Source organism: Bacteroides bouchesdurhonensis (genome assembly GCF_900155865.1).
Classification (GTDB): domain Bacteria; phylum Bacteroidota; class Bacteroidia; order Bacteroidales; family Bacteroidaceae; genus Bacteroides; species Bacteroides bouchesdurhonensis.
The window spans coordinates 4,228,649-4,251,017 of record NZ_LT707006.1; the positions used below are offsets into that span (position 1 = coordinate 4,228,649).

16 protein-coding genes and 1 pseudogene are annotated in these 22,369 nt (G+C 39.1%); 7 read left to right on the plus strand and 10 right to left on the minus strand.

The features are described 5' to 3' along the window. Positions 1 to 15: 15 nt before the first annotated feature. From xylB to CZ225_RS18585, 4 genes are read right to left on the minus strand one after another with little or no spacing between them, the layout of a single operon-like run. Positions 16 to 1,533: a xylulokinase gene (gene xylB / locus CZ225_RS18570; RefSeq protein WP_077154968.1), complete on the minus strand. Its 1,518-nt coding sequence runs from the start codon at positions 1,531 to 1,533 to the stop codon at positions 16 to 18. Positions 1,534 to 1,565: 32 nt separating this feature from the next. After that, positions 1,566 to 2,045 carry a Lin0368 family putative glycerol transporter subunit gene (locus CZ225_RS18575; protein WP_077154969.1) on the minus strand — a complete coding sequence of 160 codons (480 nt, stop codon included), beginning with the start codon at positions 2,043 to 2,045 and terminating at the stop codon, positions 1,566 to 1,568. A gap of 13 nt (positions 2,046 to 2,058) precedes the next feature. Then, positions 2,059 to 2,430: a Lin0368 family putative glycerol transporter subunit gene (locus CZ225_RS18580; RefSeq protein ID WP_025076276.1), complete on the minus strand. Its 372-nt coding sequence runs from the start codon at positions 2,428 to 2,430 to the stop codon at positions 2,059 to 2,061. 37 nt (positions 2,431 to 2,467) lie between these two features. Continuing rightward, on the minus strand, positions 2,468 to 3,556 hold the full coding sequence (locus CZ225_RS18585; protein WP_077154970.1) for an SMP-30/gluconolactonase/LRE family protein: 1,089 nt from the start codon (positions 3,554 to 3,556) through the stop codon (positions 2,468 to 2,470). A gap of 584 nt (positions 3,557 to 4,140) precedes the next feature. On the opposite strand from CZ225_RS18585, the gene CZ225_RS18590 reads away from it, so the two are divergent. The 4 genes from CZ225_RS18590 to CZ225_RS18605 all read left to right on the plus strand — a co-directional run bounded on the left by CZ225_RS18590 (position 4,141) and on the right by CZ225_RS18605 (position 7,242). Then, on the plus strand, positions 4,141 to 4,434 hold the full coding sequence (locus CZ225_RS18590; RefSeq protein ID WP_077155888.1) for a hypothetical protein: 294 nt from the start codon (positions 4,141 to 4,143) through the stop codon (positions 4,432 to 4,434). Positions 4,435 to 4,447: 13 nt separating this feature from the next. Beyond that, entirely contained in the window at positions 4,448 to 4,738 is a 291-nt protein-coding gene (locus tag CZ225_RS18595; RefSeq protein WP_077154971.1) for a cell division protein ZapA, read from the plus strand. Positions 4,739 to 4,857: 119 nt separating this feature from the next. Beyond that, positions 4,858 to 6,393 carry a ribonuclease Y gene (gene rny, locus CZ225_RS18600; protein ID WP_077154972.1) on the plus strand — a complete coding sequence of 512 codons (1,536 nt, stop codon included), beginning with the start codon at positions 4,858 to 4,860 and terminating at the stop codon, positions 6,391 to 6,393. 87 nt (positions 6,394 to 6,480) lie between these two features. Next, positions 6,481 to 7,242, plus strand: a complete 762-nt coding sequence (locus CZ225_RS18605) for a copper homeostasis protein CutC (RefSeq protein WP_077154973.1) — start codon at positions 6,481 to 6,483, stop codon at positions 7,240 to 7,242. Between the two features lie 11 nt (positions 7,243 to 7,253). Here CZ225_RS18605 and CZ225_RS18610 read toward each other — a convergent pair whose 3' ends face one another. Next, a complete protein-coding gene (locus CZ225_RS18610) occupies positions 7,254 to 10,031 on the minus strand; it encodes a transglutaminase domain-containing protein (RefSeq protein ID WP_077154974.1) in 2,778 nt (925 codons plus the stop codon). A gap of 180 nt (positions 10,032 to 10,211) precedes the next feature. Between CZ225_RS18610 and CZ225_RS18615 the strand changes: the two are divergent. Continuing rightward, a pseudogene (locus tag CZ225_RS18615) lies at positions 10,212 to 11,414 on the plus strand (IS110 family transposase). Between the two features lie 505 nt (positions 11,415 to 11,919). Beyond that, positions 11,920 to 12,057, plus strand: coding sequence for a hypothetical protein (locus CZ225_RS23960; protein ID WP_168770337.1), 138 nt, complete (start codon positions 11,920 to 11,922; stop codon positions 12,055 to 12,057). 346 nt (positions 12,058 to 12,403) lie between these two features. Here CZ225_RS23960 and CZ225_RS18620 read toward each other — a convergent pair whose 3' ends face one another. The 5 genes from CZ225_RS18620 to CZ225_RS18640 form a co-directional block, all read right to left on the minus strand. Continuing rightward, positions 12,404 to 13,951 (minus strand): SUMF1/EgtB/PvdO family nonheme iron enzyme, encoded by a 1,548-nt coding sequence (locus CZ225_RS18620; RefSeq protein WP_077154975.1) that lies wholly within the window; start codon positions 13,949 to 13,951, stop codon positions 12,404 to 12,406. A gap of 301 nt (positions 13,952 to 14,252) precedes the next feature. After that, positions 14,253 to 16,187 (minus strand): heparinase II/III domain-containing protein, encoded by a 1,935-nt coding sequence (locus CZ225_RS18625; RefSeq protein ID WP_083714671.1) that lies wholly within the window; start codon positions 16,185 to 16,187, stop codon positions 14,253 to 14,255. A 107-nt stretch (positions 16,188 to 16,294) separates the two neighbouring features. Continuing rightward, on the minus strand, positions 16,295 to 17,386 hold the full coding sequence (dinB, locus tag CZ225_RS18630; protein WP_077154977.1) for a DNA polymerase IV: 1,092 nt from the start codon (positions 17,384 to 17,386) through the stop codon (positions 16,295 to 16,297). 136 nt (positions 17,387 to 17,522) lie between these two features. After that, positions 17,523 to 20,309 carry a glycoside hydrolase family 78 protein gene (locus CZ225_RS18635; RefSeq protein WP_077154978.1) on the minus strand — a complete coding sequence of 929 codons (2,787 nt, stop codon included), beginning with the start codon at positions 20,307 to 20,309 and terminating at the stop codon, positions 17,523 to 17,525. Between the two features lie 29 nt (positions 20,310 to 20,338). After that, positions 20,339 to 20,605 carry a hypothetical protein gene (locus CZ225_RS18640; protein ID WP_077154979.1) on the minus strand — a complete coding sequence of 89 codons (267 nt, stop codon included), beginning with the start codon at positions 20,603 to 20,605 and terminating at the stop codon, positions 20,339 to 20,341. 260 nt (positions 20,606 to 20,865) lie between these two features. Between CZ225_RS18640 and CZ225_RS18650 the strand changes: the two genes are divergently transcribed. Further along, entirely contained in the window at positions 20,866 to 22,305 is a 1,440-nt protein-coding gene (locus CZ225_RS18650; protein WP_077154981.1) for a DUF4419 domain-containing protein, read from the plus strand. Positions 22,306 to 22,369: the final 64 nt, after the last annotated feature.

Genomic DNA, 22,369 nt, shown 5'->3' on the forward strand with positions numbered 1-22,369 from the left:
TTCAGTTATTATCAATTATAGTTTAGTTTTCGCTATCTCGCTATACATTCCACATAAAGCATGATAAGCTTTATCAAAAACAGGCATCCAAGTTTCGTACTTCTTCACATTCTCCGGAATCGGTTGAACAGTCTGTTCGATACGGACAAAACGATCGATTACAGAAAAATCTTTAAAGACTCCCGCACCGATACCTGCCAGAATAGCTGCTCCCATTGAGGTTGCTTCTTCCAGATAGTTAGGTACCCGAATCTCGGCCTGATATATATCCGCCATCATCTGACGCCAAACAGGATTCTGAGCACATCCGCCAATAACCGTAACTTGATCAATAGGAACATGTTTACGGAAGATATTGACGATAAATCCGAGATTGAGAGTAATACCTTCCATCACAGCACGCAACATATCTCCATGCTTATGTCCTAATGTCAAACCAATAAATGCTCCTTTGGCGTCCACATTCCAACGAGGCGTCCGTTCACCCAGCATATAGGGTAAGAACAAAAGTTTATTGGCTCCAATCGGAGATGAAAGTATCTGCTCGTCAATCAGTTCAAATACACTGCGTCCCGATTGAGCAGCCAGTGCCCGTTCGTTTTGACAAAGTTCGTTGATCATCCAGTTGTAGGAAGACCCGGCTGCTTGCATCGTTCCCGACGGGTGTAACATACCCGGTACGACATGCGCCCAATTCATGGTACGGCGTTGTTCGTCCACAATCGGTTTTTCAACAGTAAGAGCCACCCATGAGGAAGAGCCTAAATAGTTGTACGCACTTCCCGGAGCCACACAACCAACGCCTACTCCGGCACAACTACCATCTCCACCACCACATATGACAGGGGTTCCTACCAACAATCCGGTTTCCTTAGCCGCTTGAGCTGTAACCTCACCGATCACGTCAATAGACGAACGGACCTCCGGAAAGAGAGACAGGTCAAGTTCTGCAGCTTCTATAATTTCTTCACTCCACTGCCAGCGATTCAGATCGTATGCATTCGTACCCGAAGCATCCGAAGGATCAGTAGCGATAGTGCCACACAAACGGAAATTAATATAATCCTTTGCATTCAGGACTTTAGCAGTCTGCGCAAAAACTTCCGGTTCATTACGCTTTACCCACATCAGTTTTTCGATTGAGTACGAAGCACTGATTCTATGCCCTGTGATTTCATAAAAATGAAGCGGATCAATCTTTTCAGAAAGCGTAGCTTCTTCTTCCTGAGAACGCTGGTCACAATAGAGCATGTGCGGACGAAGCGGTATCCCGTTTTTGTCCACGCAAAGACAGCCCATCATTTGTCCGCTAAGCGCGACTCCCGCAATATCATTGGGAGAAACAAGTTCCAAAAGAGCTTGTGTGGTATCCACAATGGCTTTCCACCAATGGTGCGGATTTTGTTCCGCCCGATTGCCGGTAGCATAATCCGTAGGGTAAGCAGCTGTACGCGAAGCTATCAGTAAACCCGATTCATCGAACAAAGTCGCTTTATTGCCACTAGTACCCAGGTCATGTGCTAATATATACATATTTATATCTTTCTTTATTTTAGTAAATAAAATTAGAGTGCGGCATTCGTATAACCGGTAAGTCCTACGAAGATTCCTCCGACAATACCACCCAGGATAATTACTATCCAACGAGGGAATGCTTCTTTCAGCAATCCGGCACGTGTACCTTTCGGTGCACAAAGCACATCAGACAGAATGAATCCCATTGCAATCGCCCATCCCATGTCTACCCAAGGAGCACTACCACGATTACCTTGATGAATCATACTGAATTGCATAGGCAAGCCGTTTGGATCATTCAATAGTCCGGTTGAAAAACCGAATCCGGGCAGTTTATGATTAACCAGCCAGAAAGTACCTATGATAACGGCAGCTGCCATAAATCCGCCTATCGGACCGAAGTCTTTCACCAGTTTAGGCCAGCACATCAATACAGTGAATGTCACGGCAAAAGCACCGAAAATAGAGGTGATGATTCCTGCATGATACATGCCGAACCATTCGTTATAGGTTTGTAACCATTCGCTCATTGTTCTTTCCTCCTTAGTTTATTTTTCGGGCACAATCGCACGAACGGATTTTCCATACTAATATTCCTGCCAAGGCTCCTCCTATCAAGCAGCAGATTAATGTTGGCACAGCATATAGGAAATTGGAAATGTCACCTTGAAAACGGACAATTCCCCATGCTATACCGGCAGAGCCGATACACCATCCCTGGTCCAGCCAGATTTTTCCCGGAGGATTCAATATAGCACCATTATAATGGTTCATATACCACATGATACCGATAATCAGTGTCGCTGCTATCCATCCCCCCATCAGACCATACGATTTCCAGAGTTCCGGCCATATACCGAATGCGAATCCGCCACAAATGGCAGATCCTGCAAACGTCGATAAATATTTTTTCATTTTAATTACGTGTTTTCCGGTTTGTGACTATTCTTTTTTATTCTAATGCTAGTTTAGCCAATGTAAAAGGTTTATCATGTTTAGTATTCACTTTGTCCGGTCCGGTCACAAGATCAAAACATGATACGATCATCTGACCGTTCCACATAATCGGTTCACCCGGTTGATCCAATTCTCCCTTACTACCATCGCTATCAGGACTTTGAGCAATACGTTGAATTTTACCCTCTTTGTCTACACGAGCGACAGCATTTGCAGAGAAATCTGCAACCCAAATATTTCCTTTGTTATCAATACACATACCGTCTGTCGTACGTAATTGTGTGGTATCTTGTGCCCATACATCGTTACTAAGCACATTTCCTTCTGCATCCATTTTGATACGATGAATTGCACCGTCACCAAAGTTTCCTACATACAAATCTCCCGCTTCATCAAAAACAATTCCGTCCAGTCCGTACTGTACTTCGGGATTTTGAGTAACTACTGCCGTAATCAAATTCTTGTCCTCGCTTGTATTGGTCACTACGATATCACGATCGTTCATATCAAAGCAATACACTCCACTGACCAGCAAACCGGAAGGATCTTTAATCTGCGATAGAGAACTTTGAGTAACATACAACTTTCCATTACGGATACGAATACCATTAGGATGTTCCATGCCGGAGGCTACCGTAATGGTTTCTACCAACTGATCATTGTCAAACCTCAAACGAAGAATCCGTCCTTTGTTTTTAGCTTTTTCTGCTCCACTCCAACCTTGGTTATCACAAATAAACAGATCTCCTTCTTCATTAAAAACAATTCCCATCGGAGAAGCCCATCCGGTTTCTTCCAAAACAGGCACATCCAGCCATTTTGAAATTTTACCGTCCTTAGTAATGCGCATCAGACAGGCTGGTTGAGTAATGTCGGCAAAGTTCGGACATGCCAAAATTAAATCTCCATTAGGAGCAATTGCCATACCATCCGGTGTAGGACAACAATCCGGTAGTTTCATAAATAGTTCACTCTCTTGAGGAAGGCTTTTCGCCACTTTGTTGTTTTTCGGAGAAGTACATTGAATGCAAGTCGTCCCAATCAACGAAGCCGCAATAAAAGAAAATAAATAATTCTTTTTCATGGTTAGTAAATACAAATGTTTATGTTTAAAATTTGGTCTGTTAGTTCGTTTGCAAACATACCGTAATTTATCGATGAAATGGGAAAACTATTATTCAATAAAGGAAAAAATTGATTCAAATCCACATAAAATCAGATTAAATCTGATATAAAAGGTTAATTCATTCCCTAAAAACAATATTTCTCTTTTCTAATTAATTTATCAATGGAAGCCTTACATCCCATGTAAATTTCATCATTATTGAAACGATCAAAAAGTTCAATACTACTAAAAACACGACAGTTATTTAAAGCCCTATGGGAATGAATCAAAAAGCTAAATCTAACATCTCGATTCACGATCACTATTTCATGGGACCAAAAGATAACAACTGTGGAACGAATAAGAATAACTATAAAATTAATATAGAATATACATTAGTTTAAATTAGAGTATACATACGACTTACTGTGTGATGAGATACATTCATCTCCCCCTTTCTTCATTGCTTCCGGCTATTTTTAAGCAAAAAAGAACATTTTCTCTAAAAAAGTTTTTGTAATATCAGAGTTAATCGTATTTTTGTGTACAATTTTGGTGTAGTGATGACAGAAGAAGATAAAAAGTTATTGAGTACCTTTGAAACGCAGCTACGGCATTTGATTTTTTTGCATGATGAAATCAAACGTGAAAATGCCGAGTTGAAAAGACTTCTTGAGATTGAAAGACTGAAGAACGAGAAGATACAAGCTCAGTATGATGAATTAAAAGTCAGCTATACAAACCTAAAAACAGCTACGGCAATCAGCCTTAACGGCAGTGACGTGAAAGAGACGAAACTGCGATTGTCAAAATTAGTGCGTGAAGTCGATAAATGCATCGCTTTATTAAATGAATAAATAAGTAAGATGTATGAACGATAAAATAAAGATAAACCTGCAAATAGCAGATTCTAACTATCCGCTTACTATCAACCGAGAGGAAGAAGAAATGGTACGGGAAGCTGCTAAACAGGTAAACATCAGGCTTAATGCGTACCGGGGATATTATAAGAATCTTGAACCGGAAAAGATTATTGCCATGGTGGCCTATCAGTTTTCGTTGGAGAAACTGCAATTGAAGCAACGTAATGATACTAGTCCGTTTACGGAAAAGGTACAAGAACTAAATGAATTGCTGGAAAATTATTTCAAAGAGGAATAAGAAATCCCAGTCGTTCGCTGATAAGAGAAAACAACCACGCACTGCATAATATCCGAACATTCTATTGTTCTGATGTTTGGCGGTGCGTTTTTATTTATATATTTAAATTATAATGTAGAATGATAGCAACAATATCAACAGCAATTGCTTGCTTCATCGTAGGAGGAGTCCTGTCGTATGTACTGTTTAGATACGGTTTGAAATCCAAATACGATAATGTCCTGAAAGAAGCAGAGACAGAAGCGGAAGTAATTAAGAAAAACAAATTACTGGAAGTGAAGGAGAAGTTCCTGAACAAGAAAGCTGATTTGGAAAAGGAAGTGGCACTGCGTAACCAGAAGATTCAACAAGCTGAGAACAAGTTGAAACAGCGTGAAATGGTCCTTAACCAGCGCCAGGAAGAGATTCAACGTAAGAAAATGGAGGCGGAAGCTGTAAAGGAAAACCTGGAAGCTCAGCTTGTCATAGTAGATAAGAAAAAGGAAGAACTGGATAAACTGCAACATCAGGAAATCGAGAAATTGGAAACTATTTCCGGTTTGTCTGCTGAAGAAGCTAAAGAACGTTTGGTAGAGTCGCTGAAAGAGGAGGCTAAAACCCTGGCACAGTCGTACATCAACGATATTATGGATGATGCCAAACTGACTGCCAGCAAGGAAGCAAAACGTATTGTGATTCAGTCTATCCAACGAGTAGCTACTGAAACTGCTATTGAAAACTCTGTAACTGTATTCCATATTGAATCGGACGAAATCAAGGGACGAATTATCGGTCGTGAAGGACGTAATATTCGTGCGTTGGAAGCTGCTACCGGTGTTGAGATCGTAGTAGACGACACTCCGGAAGCTATCGTACTTTCTGCTTTTGACCCGGTTCGTCGTGAAGTTGCCCGCTTGGCACTCCATCAGCTTGTGACTGACGGACGTATCCATCCGGCACGTATCGAAGAGGTAGTAGCCAAAGTGCGTAAACAGGTGGAAGAAGAAATTATTGAAACAGGTAAACGTACGACTATCGACTTGGGTATCCATGGTTTGCATCCTGAATTGATCCGTATCATCGGTAAGATGAAATATCGTTCTTCTTATGGTCAGAACCTGCTGCAACATGCTCGTGAAACTGCAAATCTTTGTGCTGTTATGGCCTCGGAACTTGGTCTGAATCCAAAGAAAGCAAAACGTGCCGGACTGTTGCACGATATTGGTAAAGTGCCTGATGAAGAACCGGAATTGCCACACGCATTGCTGGGTATGAAATTGGCTGAGAAGTATAAAGAAAAACCGGATATTTGTAATGCAATCGGTGCTCACCATGATGAAACGGAAATGACTAGCTTGTTAGCTCCTATCGTACAGGTATGTGATGCTATCTCTGGTGCTCGTCCGGGTGCTCGTCGTGAAATCGTGGAAGCATACATCAAACGTTTGAATGATCTGGAACAATTGGCCATGTCATATCCAGGTGTAACCAAGACTTATGCTATCCAAGCCGGACGCGAACTTCGTGTAATCGTTGGTGCTGATAAGATCGACGACAAACAAACAGAAAGCTTATCCGGTGAAATCGCTAAGAAAATCCAGGATGAAATGACTTATCCGGGACAAGTGAAAATCACCGTAATTCGTGAGACACGTGCGGTAAGCTTCGCTAAATAAAAACATTCAAAAGAAGATTCATACAAGGGCGAAGGTATTCGCCCTTTTTTAATATCTGGTCCTATCGTTAAATAACTAGTATCACTCATGAAAAAGTATCAATTTGAAGTCTGTGCCAACTCAATAGAGAGCTGTTTGGCTGCACAAGCCGGTGGAGCCGACCGGGTAGAGCTATGCGCTGGTATTCCTGAAGGAGGAACCACTCCTTCTTATGGAGAAATCTCTGTTGCACGTGAATTACTGACAACAACTCGTCTACATGTTATTATCCGTCCCCGGGGAGGAGACTTTCTTTATTCTCCCATTGAAATAAAAACGATGTTAATGGACATAGAGACAGCTGGAAAGATAGGAGCAGATGGAGTTGTATTTGGTTGTTTAACGGCTGAGGGGGAAATCGATCTTCCGGCAATGCAACAATTAATGCAAGCTTCCAAAGGGTTATCTGTTACTTTCCACCGCGCCTTCGATGTATGTCGTAACTCCCGGAAAGCTTTAGAACAAATAATAGAATTAGGTTGTAATCGCATCTTAACCTCAGGACAACAATCTACAGCTGAACTTGGTATTCCTCTCCTCAAAGAGCTACAGATACAAGCAGCAGGAAGAATCATTTTACTTGCGGGGTGTGGAGTAAATGAGAAGAATATTTCCCATATTGCCCGAGATACGGGAATTGAAGAATTCCATTTCTCAGGCCGTGAAACAATCAAAAGTGATATGAATTATAAAAATGAATCAGTATCTATGGGCGGCACTATACATATCAACGAATACGAACGAAATGTAACGACCGCCCAAAGAGTTACGGATACGATACAAGCCTTATGCAAATCTATAGATAAGTAACAATACTACCATTATAATCCGTGAATCACCTTCATCAACTGCTCTCCCAACCCAATCGTATATCCTTGTGAGACAAAAACTACCCGATTAAATGTGTCAGCAATGATAAACATTGGAAGAATAGTTTGATTGGATAATTTCATCGATTCAGCAATCTGTTTCTGGATACTGTTATCAATGTCGATGCCATATATTATAGTAGATGGTAATCCTTGAAATTCAGCAGGACGAAACTTTTTATATTGTTCTTCGGAAGGGAAAAGAAATACCATCTTTCTACCCCATTTTTCAAATTCACTACCTAATGCGGCAATATCTCTCAAAGCGTGATTAGTAGGCTCCTGCCCTACTCCTAGCACACCGACAACAAAATATCCGCGTCCGCAAGCCTGAAGAAGACTTTGTGATGCCATATCCTTAATGTCTCCCTGAACAGTTCCACAACTTTCACTAGTCAGGTTGTTTCCACTTTCTGTTCCTATAGGGCGATATAATGACTCTGAATTGAAGTTTCCGATTACCTGAACTTGGTCTTTACTTTCACGCATTACCAAATCCACTGTAGTTGTTTTTTCCGGCTCTACATTGAAAAAGCTAACCTGGGATAGCACCGCTCCGCTAGCCATACGCGTTCCTGAAACAAGCATATAGTAACCAGCATCCAATCTTATACCTTTCTTCAAAAGATTTGACCAGGTAGCACCTCCCCCCATATCCACATCACCTTCATCATAATTCAAAAGCCGGAACGTTCCATCCTTATATTTAGAAAGGGTAAAATGAGAGTAATACTTAGGATCAGATAAAGAAGGAATAGGATGATAAGTAGCATACAACAATCCGGTAGAAGCTCGAACAGGAGTACTTGCATTGAAATTTACGTCTAATGTCCGTCCTTCTTTTAAATTTATTTGCTTTCCATTTTCCATAAAAGGATTCATATCCACATACTGCACTTTACCCGTCACTTCATCGATCCATGCCGGAATGCCTAATGTACGTGCCATTGCAACAAAGAATATATCACGTGATTTTTCATCTGCTACACGCGCTTTCCACACTCCTTCCGGAGAAATAGGAATACGTTGTGAATTCAAATCATTATCTATCTTAATTTCCTTCTTACACCATTCCACTAAACGAGTAGGATCTTTCACAAAAGTTTCTGCATCCGACTGTGGAATCGCATTACGCAGAAAACTACGGTACGGAGTCAGCATTTCATTTGCTACACGCGGATTAATAATTTCCACACTTGTACCCAGCCTTACTTTCTGTGGATCGGGGGCATTCTGATAATGATCCTTCAATACTTCAATTGAAACATCTCTCCAATCTTTAGCAGAAAGAACTCGTAACAATTTTATCGCAAGGTCCTCTTTTCCTTCACCGGCAGCATTTTTCAAGAAATCGATTAACGTTTGGTAATTACCGCGTGAAGCGACTAATATTTTAACCATCTTATCGATTTCAGACTCATTTAGTTTAAAAGTAGAAAGAGCAGCTTTCGCGCGTTCTTCTGTCATCATGGTACCCACATAAGCATTACGGATTGAGTCCTCTTTCGCTAAACGGAGATCATTCGTTGCCCGTTGTCCAGGAGTGACTTCCGGAAGATTGGCTCCTTCTACAGGAGGGACAATATCCAAATCAAGAGTATATGTTTCTCCTTCTTTTTTATCTAACGTAAGAACAAGCGCATCTTCTTTTCCGAGAGATAACTTACTATATCCAAATTGACCATCTTTAGAAGCCCATACTAACATATCTCCCTTACCTGCTGTTAATGAAGTTTGCCCGTTGGCATCGGTATATTTGGTAGCAACAGTATAGAATTCCGCATAATTATAGACTTTAAAGTCTACTTTAGCTCCCGCTATCGGTTTACCGTCTGTATCAGTAACCGTTACTAACGCCTTCGCAGTCGGAGCATAGTTATCTATTACATTTATTTCAGTATAGTTCGGTGTTTCAAGCATAATTTCTTCCGGTCCGTTATAACGCCCGAAGACCTTGGTATGCATCAGCATTCCCCGACTGGCAGGTGCATTAAACCATCCCAAATTCAATACAGGTTCCGGTTCACAGGCTCCGAAAAAGTACCATTGACCATCTGCCCAAGCCTCTACCCAAGCATGGTTATCGTCTGTATGCGCCCAACGGGGGGTGTACACTTGCCTTGCAGGAATCCCAACTGCCCGAAGTGCAGCCACCGTAAAAGTAGATTCCTCTCCACAACGACCGTAAGCCGTCTTCACCGAAGCTAGCGGAGAACTGGTACGGGCATCACTCGGACGATATACAACTTTTTCGTGACACCAATGATTCACTTCAAGAATAGCCTCCTTCATAGACAAATTCTTTACCCGATCCTTTAATTCTCCATAAAATACTTTACGGGAATCATCCAGATTCTCGTTATTCACCCGAATAGGAAGTACAAAATGGCGGTATAACTCATCAGGAACGATTTTTCCCCAAGGCATTTCTCCACGAGTTTGCTCAGACAAACGGAAATTTTCCAGATAATAATCTCCCGGATAATCGGTTACATCACCTATTGGCATATAAGCATATAAAAACATGAGGGCTTCCCGTTCGGAAGCCGTTAAATCTTTATTAGAGAATATAGCAAATAGATCTCCGTTAGGAAGAGCTTGTTGTTTCTGCTCAAAATCTTGAATGACTTGATTCCGATACGTTTCCTCTTTCAGAAAGTGGGGTTCACTACAAGATACTATCATCGCCGACAATATCGGTACAATCAGAAGTTGAATCTGTGTTTTCATGCTTATGTATTCCATATATATAAAGTATGAGGGTACTTACGTACAAAATTATATAGAAAAATCGAGTTTTTCTACACCAGCGTAATAAAAACCGAGGCCAACCCGCAAACTCTGCTTCATACTTCGTTTAATTGTTATGAATGTCCTATATTTAAGGAGTGTAACTAAAAAATCTCAAATATGGACAAAGACAGAATCGTGGCCGGCCTTGATGTCCACAAAGATACAATTTATCTCTGTGTGATGGACAATACAGAGTCCGTTATTTTTGCAAAAGTTTATGGTACATTGACTCCTGATTTACAACTTATGTGTTCCGACATGGTTTCTCATGGGGTGACAGAGGCAGCAATGGAAAGCACTTCGACCTATTGGGTTCCAGTGTGGAATGCCTTGTGCGAGAGCATGTCTCTCAAATTGGTAAATCCTTATTTTATAAAGCAGCTTCCCGGTCGCAAGAGTGATGTGAAGGATGCCCAATGGATAGCGGAATGCTTGTTGAAGAATCTGATTCGGGGAAGCTTTGTGCCGGATAAGACAGTGCAGGACATGCGCAAGTATAACCGTCGCATCTTCGACCTGAATGAAGACCTGACGTATAACACCAATAAACTGGACGCTGCTTTACAGCGATGTGGTTTTCGGTTAAGTAACTATGTATCCCGAGTCAATGGAAAAAGCTATCAGAAGTGCGTCCGTGCAATAATAACCGGTATAACAGACCCTGAGGAGCTGGTGAAACTCATTCATGGAAAAACTCTGCGTAAATACGGACGCAACATCATAAAGGATGCCGTAACGGGTGACTTCCACCAGGCAGACATCTGTTTGTTAAAGCAATACGCAGAGCTTATAGAGGTAATCGAGCGACAAATCGAAGAATGCAGGAATGCCCTCATTGCCATGTGCCAGGAACACTTCCCGAAACAATTCAAACGTCTACAGAGCATCCCCGGTGTTAAAGAACGCGCCGCTTCGGCTATAATTGCGGAGACCGGGGCTGACATGAAACCGTTTGAAAAAGCAACAAACCTCGTAGGATGGTGTGGATTGAAACCACGCAATGATATAAGCAACAATAAAGTCAAGAGCAACAGGACGACGCATGGGAACCGATTCCTGCGTCAGATATTGATTGAAATATCCTGAGTCGCATCCAGAACCCGAAACTGCTTTTTCTCAAACTTCAGCTACGTGCAATGCACCCAACGCCATAAGAACAAGATGAAGATACAAGTAGCCATCGCCCGAAAGCTATTGGTCGCGGTATGGCACATGCTGACAAAAGACGAGGATTTTATAGATGTTTACCTCAAGCGTCTTGAAAAGGAGGCGGAATGGCAAAATGATATTCAGGCATTAGAATCGTTATGGGTCGGATAGACCTTTCCGATATACCTCTATCGACAACATAATTACCTTTGTGCTGCCACAGGAGCGCGTTTACAAAATTATTGTATCCATAGAGGGATTGGACACCGGCGTAGTCCTTTCAGGCTGAAGAGGAAAGTAACAAACTTTATTACTTCGGACGACAAAACACTTGTCGTCTTAGGCGTTTTGTGGGAAAATTTACGGACTATAAGTATAATTAATTAGATACAAGTAAGTTACATACGAATATAAGAGCTGGGGATTTTTCTTTTTAGAGGAAAGGTACAAGATTTTTTCTTAAAGTAATTACAAGTAACCTTATTTGTATGTAACAGGTTTGTAATATCTCTGCATTTATCCCCTCTATAAGAATAAAAATCAGACAAGAAAGAAATATTTTATGTTATACAGCATATATTTCAAGAACTTTTCGTACCTTTGCAGCGTTAATAAAGAAAACAAGATGTAAAACCGCTCTTCAAAACGTGGAGGGCAAAAAAAGAGGAAACAAATTATGAAAAAGAATGCAAATGAAAAAGTAATGATGTTACAGTACCGTATTAAACGCTATCAAGCAATGGGAAACGGTGCAATGTGCCAAGCCTTGAATGGTAAACTTCAAAAACTGCTGAATCAGCAGCCTACCATGTAAATAAACACACACTATATTATACAAAGCGAGAGCGGAAAAACCAATTGGTTCTTCCGCTCTTTTTTATATACTCTGAGACACTTTTCATGTGCTTCCCATCTTTTACTTCTCAGATATCGCCATGAGAATCTTATCCATTAAGAAATTTGTTTTAAATCAATAGGAAATTTACATTCAATCACTTCGATGTTTTTACATTTTTTTTAGAAGGCAATAAATAGTTATGTTCAAAGCTGGTTACAAGTCCTTTTTTATCTTAAGACATAAATTCTTCTATCTTTTCATCTTCAAGTTGTAATTCATCAAAAGCATATTTCACTTTATATTTATTACCGGGTATCCCATATTATTCTTCTATCCTAATGATTACTCTTAATCCTAAACCACTGGTTCTTTTATCCGGTTTACTTGGATATCGCTTAGCCACTCTACAGTTGCATGCTTCATGCCACCAACTGCCACCACGACGGATAAAATATTCGCTCATCATATCATTGTTGTTTTGCAAATATGAATGAGCCGGAGTTTCAGTCCATTCCCAAATATTACCGCTCATGTCATACAATCCGAGTTCATTAGGCTTCTTCTTTCCTACCGGATGCGTTTTACCATCCGAGTTATCTTTATACCAAGCTACCTCGTCAATATCATTACTTCCGGAATATTTATAATGCCTGCTCTTTTGACCTCCACGTGCTGCATATTCCCATTCTTCCTCACTAGGCAACGTGAATTGGATTTTAGTCATAGAAGACAGACGTTTTACAAATTCACGTGCTTCAAACAAAGAGATACACTCGGCAGGAAGTCCGTTGTCAAGGTTTGATATTGCTCCCCAAATGCCACCAGCTATTGTTGAAAATGCACCTGGAAATAACCAACTGACAGCTATACCCTTTGATACTCCTTTTGTCATTTTTCTCATTGTCGATTCTTCTTTAAAACGAGACTTATTGTATCCCATCACGACAGACCATAATGTTTGTGTAATAGGAAACTCCGACATATAAAACGTTTTAACAGATATTTTATGGGCAGGTTGCTCGTTCACTTCCGCTTCAGTCTGTTCTTCTGTTGCCCCAACAAACATTTCTCCACCAGCAACACGAATCATCCTGAATTTATGAACACCAACAATTACATCATAGGTATCACCTTCTATTACTGGTTTTGTAAAACCTGTATTCTCAGGAAGTGGCACCGTACGCTCTGGCCATGATATATCGACCAACTGTTCTTCATTGGAATCAATAGATACATTTATGATCTTGTTCTCCATTGTGTAATTATTCACACATTTATATCGATATTGTCCTTTACGTTTCACAAACAAATAGAAAGGTTCGTCAGACTGTCCCGCCAATGTACATACTATTTTCTTTCCTTCATATACCTTACAATCTTCTGTTGAATAGAATTTGAAAACAGAAAGATTTGACTCTTTATTGATAGCTTCTGCATACAACATTTTCTTGGAAATGAGTTTATCTATATATGCATCGAAAAAAGCAATATCAAACTTAGGAGCATTATACTCGGTTATACCCCGGATTTCTTCCGGCAGGGTTTCGGCAGCAGGCATATCGAAGTCTTTCAACAACATCGGGATGATGTGTTTTTTGTTCGCTAGAGCTATTTGCAGTTCCTTACAAAACCAATCATCATTATAGGTACCATTATAACAAGCAGACAAAGACTCGTGTTCCAATAAAATGAACACATCCTTGGCATTCTTGATATAATTCTCTATCTGTTGAGGAAACTTATCTGTACGCATCTCCTCCAAATCAAAAAAGACACTATACCCCTTTTGTGTTAAACGGTAATAGAGGTTATTGGCCGTCTCAATACTTATACGCTTATAACTAATGAATATGTCAAATCTTTCATCCATATTTAGGAACTGTATAAATTAAATAACGGTATTTATAAGTTGAGCATTGCCTTTCTTTCTCATTCTTTAAATATATGGACCAAACCATATTTAAAGAGTAATGAAATAAGATGTTGCATTGACCAAACTGATAAAGAGTGGCAAGTTATAGAAAATATTTTATATAACAAAGGACATAAGCGTAAACATTTTAGCTATTGCATTATTATGATATTTCTCGATAAATTTCCCCAATTAAGTGATAAGAACTATAGTTCTGTTTTTTGATTTAGCTGACAATACAAACGTCAAAAGTTCTCCTCTATTTAGCCTGTTGAATTACAAATTTATAGTTTCCTGTTATCTTCTTCTCCTCTGTTTTTAATGTAATACGATAAATCTCTTTTCCCCAAACATTGGAAAGCCTAGGGTCATCCAACTTAACAGTCTCAAGCTCTGCTTTAAATTGAGAGGGATAATTCAACTCTACTTTCTGTCCCTTTACTTCGATAGATACTTTTCCTATAGACGGGAAGGTTACTTTCCCCCATGTCAGGAAATTAATCTGGTTTGAAGCAAGTACCTCACTCAGTACATAACTATCGGAAATAGTCAATTTACGTCCATCCAAAGTATAAGAACGAATCCAACTTTTAACTTTAGCTTCTGCCGGATATGCTCCTGCAATATCAGTAGAAAAAGTGTGTTTCTTTTCACTGCAAGTGGTATTTGCAGCTTTATACTGCTGACCAAACTTCTGCGGAATACCATTAATCATTGGTAAATTATGGTAATCGCTCTGCATAGTCCAAATGGTATAGCGGTCTTTGCTAAATGTCTGTTTAGTATATGTGCCTACTCCTGCATCAATAAAAACAGGAATCGTATTCACATATAAAGAGAATGTACCCACATCATTATGATTATGACTTTCATTATTAAAACCACCTTTCGTTGCTAAAAACAAACCATTCTTATTTTGCATATAGCAGAATTCAGTTTCAGGATACCAAGTTATGTCGGGAGTGTCGTGTTTTGGAGTGACTCGTCCCAAATCGTTATAACAAAGTAATGATTGAAGAGAGCGGAATGCATCATTTCCCATCGTCGCATAAGGTTTCTTGCCCTCCAAAAGATAAGCGGCGAAACTCATCATCTCATCACTATTGACAGCTTTACCATAGCGGTAAATCAATAAAGGATCTCCTCCCCCTTGCGCTGAAGCATCCGCAAAGTTCACCACCCATCGATTACCAACATAAGAACGGGACATATACTCACCCATACGACGAATCATAGGTTCAGCAAACAGAGACAGTTTACCTCCGGTACCTTCGGAAAGGATTTGCAGGTAATCGTAAAGTTTCCCCGCTGCATGTCCCCAATAAGAAGTTCCTTCTTCACAGGCACCATCAGATTTCACAAAGTTGATGAATTTATCAACAGATTGCATGGTGCGATATACCGCTTTAGCCAAACGGTCTTTATCATTCTCCATTAAAAGGAAACATTGCAATACATTAGAGTTACACCAAGGATTCCAATTATTTATGATTTGTCCCGGTTTCCAATGGAAAGCCATCCACCATAACTTATCATTATTCATATACGGATCTAAAATACGTTCTTTGATTGCTGCACGCATCTGCAAAGAAACGACAGGATTAATTTTGTCGAAAGATTTATGAAAGAAAAAATGTATCCATGCCATCAAAGCACCGTAGCCACCCGATCCTAGGTCAATTACCTGTTCACGAAAATCAGGTAACGAACGTTTACTACTTTGGTAAGGCAAATGAGCAGACAAAACCCATGAGTTCATTTCACAACTCATATATGCTCCATTAAGCAGTTGATCAATGAAACGTCCTTTTCCTTCGGCAAGTTCAGCAAGCATCAGCGTGTTCAGAGCTTGTGTATTAGCTCCATATGGATTCTCCATCACCTTACGATCTCCCGTACGTTCATATTCCAGATAGGCAGTGGCAGGAATGAGTTGCCACTTATAATTGAGAAGTTTTTCTCCGGCTTCGATCAGACGTTGTTTGTTAGGTCCCATCAGTGCATCCCATGCGGTACGGTCCGTATAGGCGGGGTAAGGTACCCATGCCTGTTGCATTACTAATACATTTTTCAACGTAGTTTCATCCGCTGCTTTTTGCAGCATATTGCGTTCAGTATACGCATTCGCCTTAAAGGAGATATTTCCCAAGGCTACCACTAAAAAAATACAAAGTAGATGTTTCATTCGATTCAAGGTGTTTTATTCATTTAAGTAATACAAAGATAGTATATTTAATTGAAAACGAGGCAAACAAATCATGTGAACCTGATGATAATCAGAGGGAAACAGCCCCTTCGTTTTTAGTCCCAGTCACTAAATTCAAAACTCAACTGTTCCCAAGCCCTATGCCGGTCATCCGCTTCTTCTTTCGGATTAGAAACAGAAAGTCCGATGAGACGGATAGGGTGTTGCTCATATTCAACACTTTTCATCAATTCTTTGGCAAGTGGAAGAATAAGATCCAAAGTCGTCAATTCCTGTGATTGAGTAATGCTTCGTGTAATCTGGTTAAAATCGTGGAACTTGATTTTCAATGTCAGAGTATTCCCTTTGAACTCTTTCTGGTGAAGACGTTCGATCAATTCCACAGCCACATGATAGAGTTCAATGATAACGGAAGAGCGTGTAGAAATATCCTTTTCTAAGGTCCGTTCACAACCGATGGATTTTCGGATACGAATAGACTCAACGGGTCGTTCATCAATTCCGCGGGAACATTCATAATAGAGTGCACCAACCTTGCCAAAGTGAGCAGTCAGCATCTCCAATGAGCATTTCCGAAGTTGCAGTCCATTACTAATTCCAAGCATATGCATTTTCTTGGCAGTAACAGGTCCTACTCCCCAAAAAGATTCGATAGGAAGGCGAGCTATAAAATCAAGTGCCTGTTCCGGGTGGATTGTACAAAGTCCGTCCGGCTTGCGATAATCAGAGGCAATCTTAGCTAGGAACTTATTATAAGATACTCCTGCGGATGCAACCAGATTCAACTGTTCCCGAATACGAAGTTTAATTTCTTTTGCAATATCAACAGCCAAAGAGATATCCTTCTTATTCTCCGTCACATCCAAGAAAGCCTCATCTAACGAAAGAGGTTCAATGATATCTGTATACTCATGGAAGATTTCATGAATCTGGCGGGAAATGGATTTATAAACATCCATTCTACCCGGGACGAAAATCAGTTGCGGGCAAAGACGCTTTGCTTTCTGAGAGGACATAGCAGAACGAACGCCATAACGACGTGCTTCATAGCTGGCAGCAGCTACAACTCCCCGCTCTTCGGCATGTCCTACAGCTAAAGGTTTTCCGCGAAGCTCCGGATGATCACGCTGCTCTACAGAAGCGTAGAATGCATCCATATCTATATGTATGATCTTTCGCAAAGCCATTCTCTATTCAGTTAGCAGAGCAAACTTACTACAAATTTCCGAATAAATAAAACATCTTTTTTGCTGCTATTTATTCATTGTTGAGATTAAATGCAAAGCGATAGAATCTGTTCAATTTCTATTTTAAACCCAGAAGTTATTTACCTATAAAAACTTCGAACAAATATGATCCTGAACCAATCGCCCATTTCGTCTTACCATTTACAGTTTCAACCAATGTAATACCTTTTTGTTGTGTTATAGGTCTGCCAAATTCTTTAATCATGTTCACATCAGTTGTAGGTAAACAAACGATAGCTTTACTATTAGCAGGAATACTCACTTGTAAAGTATATACTTTATCATCTTTTTTCCATTCACAATCAATCCGTCCATAAGGAGATTCGTAGGAGGTTTTAGCCCCTTTTACATCTCCGACAATTTGCGGGTCAATGAATACCGTTTTATAAGCTATTGAATTTTCATTTTGACGGATACCTCCTACCCCACCAAATAACCATTCCATTAAATGACCTAACATAAGATGGTTATTAGATACATTCTCATAAGCTTGCCATGATTCTGTCAAAGCTGTTGCACCATGGGCCAACTGCCAGCCATATCCCGGCACATCATACTTACTGTTCATTTTGAAAATCAAATCCGATTTGCCATTATTCTCTAATGCACGCAATACATAACGATAACCAACATCACCCGCAGTCAAAGCATAATCACGTCCGACAATATCTTTAACAAGATTATCCAGTACTCTTGTCTTATTTTCCGGTGTTACTAAGTCCATGTATAAGCTGATAGCACTGGCTGTTTGGCTGTTTCTATCATAAGTTCCATCTTCCGGATGAAAGAATGCATCATTATATGCTTTTTTAATATCCTCAGCCAATGTCGCAAAAGATTTCTCATCATCTTCTTTTCCCAATAATTTAGCCATTTCCTTCAGCACCATTGCATTATAGTAATAAATGGCAGTTGCCGTCACCCCATTGGATGTTAATTGCGCATAGCCGGGACTTTTAGGACCAATATCAAACCAGTCTCCCAATCCATAAGCAATGATATGATTATTGGAACGTGTACCTAAATATTCCAGATATCTTTTCATAGCCGGATAATGTTTGATAATCAAACGCTTATCTCCATACCATTGATATATATACCAAGGACAAATAATGAAAGAACAACCCCATTCAGGAGTGTCTTCAAAACCATCGGCAAAGCGTACATATTCCGGAGCAATGGTTGGTATAGCTCCGTTTTCCAGTTGAGAGGCTGCCATATCATCCATTATTTTAGCATAAAGGGATACCAGATTATATCGGTATTGCATAGAATATTGCATCAGATGATCTTGTTCCAGCCACCCCAATTTCTCACGATGAGGACAATCCGTCAATACACTCGCCATATTGCTACGTATCGCCCAATCTATCAAATTATAAATTTGATTGAACATTGGCTTCGAACAAGAAAAAGAACCTATTTCCGGAGCGACATTACAAGTATGCAGCCCTTCCAGCTCCACAATCTCCGGTAAATGATCGGGATTTTCTTTTCCTACAGGAACCGCTCCTTCCACTTGCACATAACGAAAACCGTAATAACTAAATTGTGGTTGCCAATTTTCTATTTCCCCTTCACCTTTAGTTATATATTTAAAATAAAAAGGGTCACCTGTAGCTCTCTGATTGACTGTTTTATCAGCACTCTGTAGTTCACCAAGCCGAAAAATGACAGCCTGTTTTTTCTTACCTTTTACTTTAGCACGAATAATTCCAGAAAAGTTCTGTCCTAAATCATATATCCAATATCCTTTCTCATTCTTATAACAAGTAACGACCGGTACAATCTCCCTCACTGTCAAATGCGTTCCAATCTGACTCTTTAACTTTATGTTCTGTTCTACCTCTATTGCTTCCTGCCAATGACTATCATTAAAAGACGGTACTTCCTTCCAGCCATTTTGTTCTAATGTAGCATCATAATCTTCTCCACCATAAATACTGGAATAAGTAATAGGACTGACTGCCACACGCCACGATTGATCACTTATTACCTCTTCTGTAGACCCATCAGCATAACAGATACATAGTTTTAATCTCATTTTAGGGGCTCCGAAAGAACCCAGCAATTTATAATATCGTTCACGAGGAATATTATAAAATCCATTTCCTAACATCATGCCAATTACATTATCCCCATTTTTTAGTTCATCCGTAACATCAAACGTTACATATAAGGCTTCTTTATCATATTTTGTCCATCCCGGATCCAGAAAATGATCACCTACCTTCTTTCCATTCAAAAAGAAATCAAAATGTCCCAAACCGGTCACATAAGCCAACGCTTGTTTTATCTCTTTAGAAACGGGAAATACTTTCCTGAACTGGGGCAATTGATACTTTCCTACCATTTCATCTTTCAATTCATTTTGCACCAAAGGAGCATGAATGGCAGGAATCACCAACTTCCCATCTTTTTCTAAAGCAATCCATTTCGCTTTGCCCCAATCCTGTTCGTTCATCAGCCCCGTTATAAAGGTCGCCGGCTCACTCCATCCGGAACATTCCTTCTTTTCATTCCAAGAACGTACCTTCCAATAATAAGTTGTGGCAGAAGTTAATTTCTTACCTGCAAAAGGAATTAATACAGAAGCATCAGAATGGACTTTTCCACTATTCCAGACATTACCCTTATCTTCTTTTATTAGTTCTTCCGAGTCCGCTACCAATATTTGATAAGCAGATTGCTGTGTACTACGTTGAGTACTCTGCAATTTCCAACTAAAACAAGGTGTCTGCGTGTCTATGCCAATAGGATTTTTCAATTGTTCACAAGTCAAACTATATATCTGATAAGATATATTTGCAGACATAGCATAACTACTAAATATAACAAAAAATAAGATAAACAGTCGTTTCATATCTCTACTTAAATTTGACTTTTATATATTTATACAAAAAAATGATTATTAAAAACTACAAGAAATGCGGAGGCAATTAAAATAATTCTCACTATCACAACTGGCACACGTAACCAATATCGCTTAAATTTAAGCTCTCCAGTCAATAAGCATAATCCCAAGATTACATAAAGACCATAGTCATCTTGCTTGATAATTAATTTCCAAAGACTTGCAAGAGTCAATATAATTAAAATAATGACAACCAATTTTCTTATTATCTTTAAATATTTATCAGAATCGTCTGTGTTTTCCATACTTTTCAAATTTATATTATACGACAATTTTGAATAAATCTCTTTTCAATGAATATACCTTCAATACATCATCAAAAAAGATGAAAAGTGCATCAAAAGTGCCGTAAATTATCAATAATTGATTAAATGAACAAGAATATCTGAAAATATTCCTGCTTTTATATTCAATTATATTCATAATAATATTATATTTGTAAAACATCACTATAAATAATGCTACTTTATAACCGGAAGTCTAATACAAATAAAAAATTACTATTATGAGAACACTACTAGTCAATATTTTAATTCTTTGTTGTACTACCAGTACGTATGCTCAAAATGGAATTACTTTTGAAGTTGAGAAACTTTCAAAACCTGCAAGCTTACTCCCGACAATATCTGATGAAACTCTTTACCGAAAAATAATATTATCCGATGCCGGTATAGACGCTCGCTCTGTAGCAGTAAATAACAAATACCCTTATAACATTATCGCAAAAAATGAAACTCCCGATAATTTAGTAGATGCCGGCAATAGTGCTTTTTTTAAGGGTATGCACCTTGCCTATGCAGAACATAGGCCTTTTATCCTATCTCCAGATATGATATGGTTGCTAATCAGTCAAGGATTTGCACAACATATCAATGCAAATAAAGAAGAAATGAGAAGCTATCTTGTCGATTTCTCAGGCAAGCAATCTTTAATCGCACAATCAAAGAAGTCACTGAATGATTCGACTCTTGTATGGGAAGAGATTTTCTCTCAATTTACCGAACAAATAAAGAAAAATGTCAAAGGCAACTTGGTTGAATTGCTAACCTGCAATTTCTCAACAACAACTTCATTAGAGAAAACCGCTTCTGAGATAACAATCATGGAAACAATGAAGCCCTATTTCGAGTTTATTGTTATATACATTGTTTGTGGAATCCCGGAAATTACTCTTGAAGGAACGCCGGAAGACTGGGAAAAGGTATTAACCAAAGCCAGAGAACTAAAAGAATATAAACTTGAATGGTGGATTTCTGAACTAGAACCGGTTTTAGAGGAATTTGTAAAAGCCTCAAAAGGGAAAGTTAACAAAGAATTCTGGCGTAATATGTTTAAATATCATTCTAAGGGATGCGGAAATCCAGAAATAATTGACGGATGGATTGTTAAATTCTTCCCTTATGATAAATATGGAATAAGGAATGATTTAAAGCAAATTAAAGGAGGAGATAGCCTGCCTAACGAATTTGTAAAAGTCGATGTGAAATTCCTAGAAGTAGGTCATAACTTAACCGAAGAAACTGAATTGGAAGTTTGGTCAGGTTTTATAGGTCTGAAACAGAATAAGGATAATTTTGCTTTAAGACCTCAAATGGGTTGGATGGTCAGAAAGAAAGAGACTCAAAATACCGAATTAGTACGTAAATTAAAGACAAATGCTCAAGATAAAAGTTCTACTCCTGGTAGCGGTATTTGTCTAAGAGTGAAAAAATTCCCTCCCGTTGTATTATCTGAACTTCTAAGAATCTCAGAAAACAGAATTGAGAAATTTACAATAAACAGATTAGAATTACAGTTTGTTGATGATATCAATATACCGGACGAACTATCTAAAGTTAATATTAAAGAATTAGTATTATCCGGAAAAATAAGTATTACAGGAAAGATGCGTATTAAAAAGCTGTTCCCTAACACTAAACTCACTATAAACGGGGACAGATGGTAATGTTATATCACTTCAACTATACTAACAAAGATAAGAATAGAAATGATAAATCACAACGGATAGA

Excerpts from the sequence above, each read along its gene's own strand:
- xylB (WP_077154968.1), bottom strand. The coding sequence starts at position 1,533 with ATGTATATATTAGCACATGACCTGGGTACTAGTGGCAATAAAGCGACT.
- CZ225_RS18575 (WP_077154969.1), bottom strand. The coding sequence starts at position 2,045 with ATGAGCGAATGGTTACAAACCTATAACGAATGGTTCGGCATGTATCAT.
- CZ225_RS18580 (WP_025076276.1), bottom strand. The coding sequence starts at position 2,430 with ATGAAAAAATATTTATCGACGTTTGCAGGATCTGCCATTTGTGGCGGA.
- CZ225_RS18585 (WP_077154970.1), bottom strand. The coding sequence starts at position 3,556 with ATGAAAAAGAATTATTTATTTTCTTTTATTGCGGCTTCGTTGATTGGG.
- CZ225_RS18590 (WP_077155888.1), top strand. The coding sequence starts at position 4,141 with ATGACAGAAGAAGATAAAAAGTTATTGAGTACCTTTGAAACGCAGCTA.
- CZ225_RS18595 (WP_077154971.1), top strand. The coding sequence starts at position 4,448 with ATGAACGATAAAATAAAGATAAACCTGCAAATAGCAGATTCTAACTAT.
- rny (WP_077154972.1), top strand. The coding sequence starts at position 4,858 with ATGATAGCAACAATATCAACAGCAATTGCTTGCTTCATCGTAGGAGGA.
- CZ225_RS18605 (WP_077154973.1), top strand. The coding sequence starts at position 6,481 with ATGAAAAAGTATCAATTTGAAGTCTGTGCCAACTCAATAGAGAGCTGT.
- CZ225_RS18610 (WP_077154974.1), bottom strand. The coding sequence starts at position 10,031 with ATGAAAACACAGATTCAACTTCTGATTGTACCGATATTGTCGGCGATG.
- CZ225_RS23960 (WP_168770337.1), top strand. The coding sequence starts at position 11,920 with ATGAAAAAGAATGCAAATGAAAAAGTAATGATGTTACAGTACCGTATT.
- CZ225_RS18620 (WP_077154975.1), bottom strand. The coding sequence starts at position 13,951 with ATGGATGAAAGATTTGACATATTCATTAGTTATAAGCGTATAAGTATT.
- dinB (WP_077154977.1), bottom strand. The coding sequence starts at position 17,386 with ATGGCTTTGCGAAAGATCATACATATAGATATGGATGCATTCTACGCT.
- CZ225_RS18635 (WP_077154978.1), bottom strand. The coding sequence starts at position 20,309 with ATGAAACGACTGTTTATCTTATTTTTTGTTATATTTAGTAGTTATGCT.
- CZ225_RS18640 (WP_077154979.1), bottom strand. The coding sequence starts at position 20,605 with ATGGAAAACACAGACGATTCTGATAAATATTTAAAGATAATAAGAAAA.
- CZ225_RS18650 (WP_077154981.1), top strand. The coding sequence starts at position 20,866 with ATGAGAACACTACTAGTCAATATTTTAATTCTTTGTTGTACTACCAGT.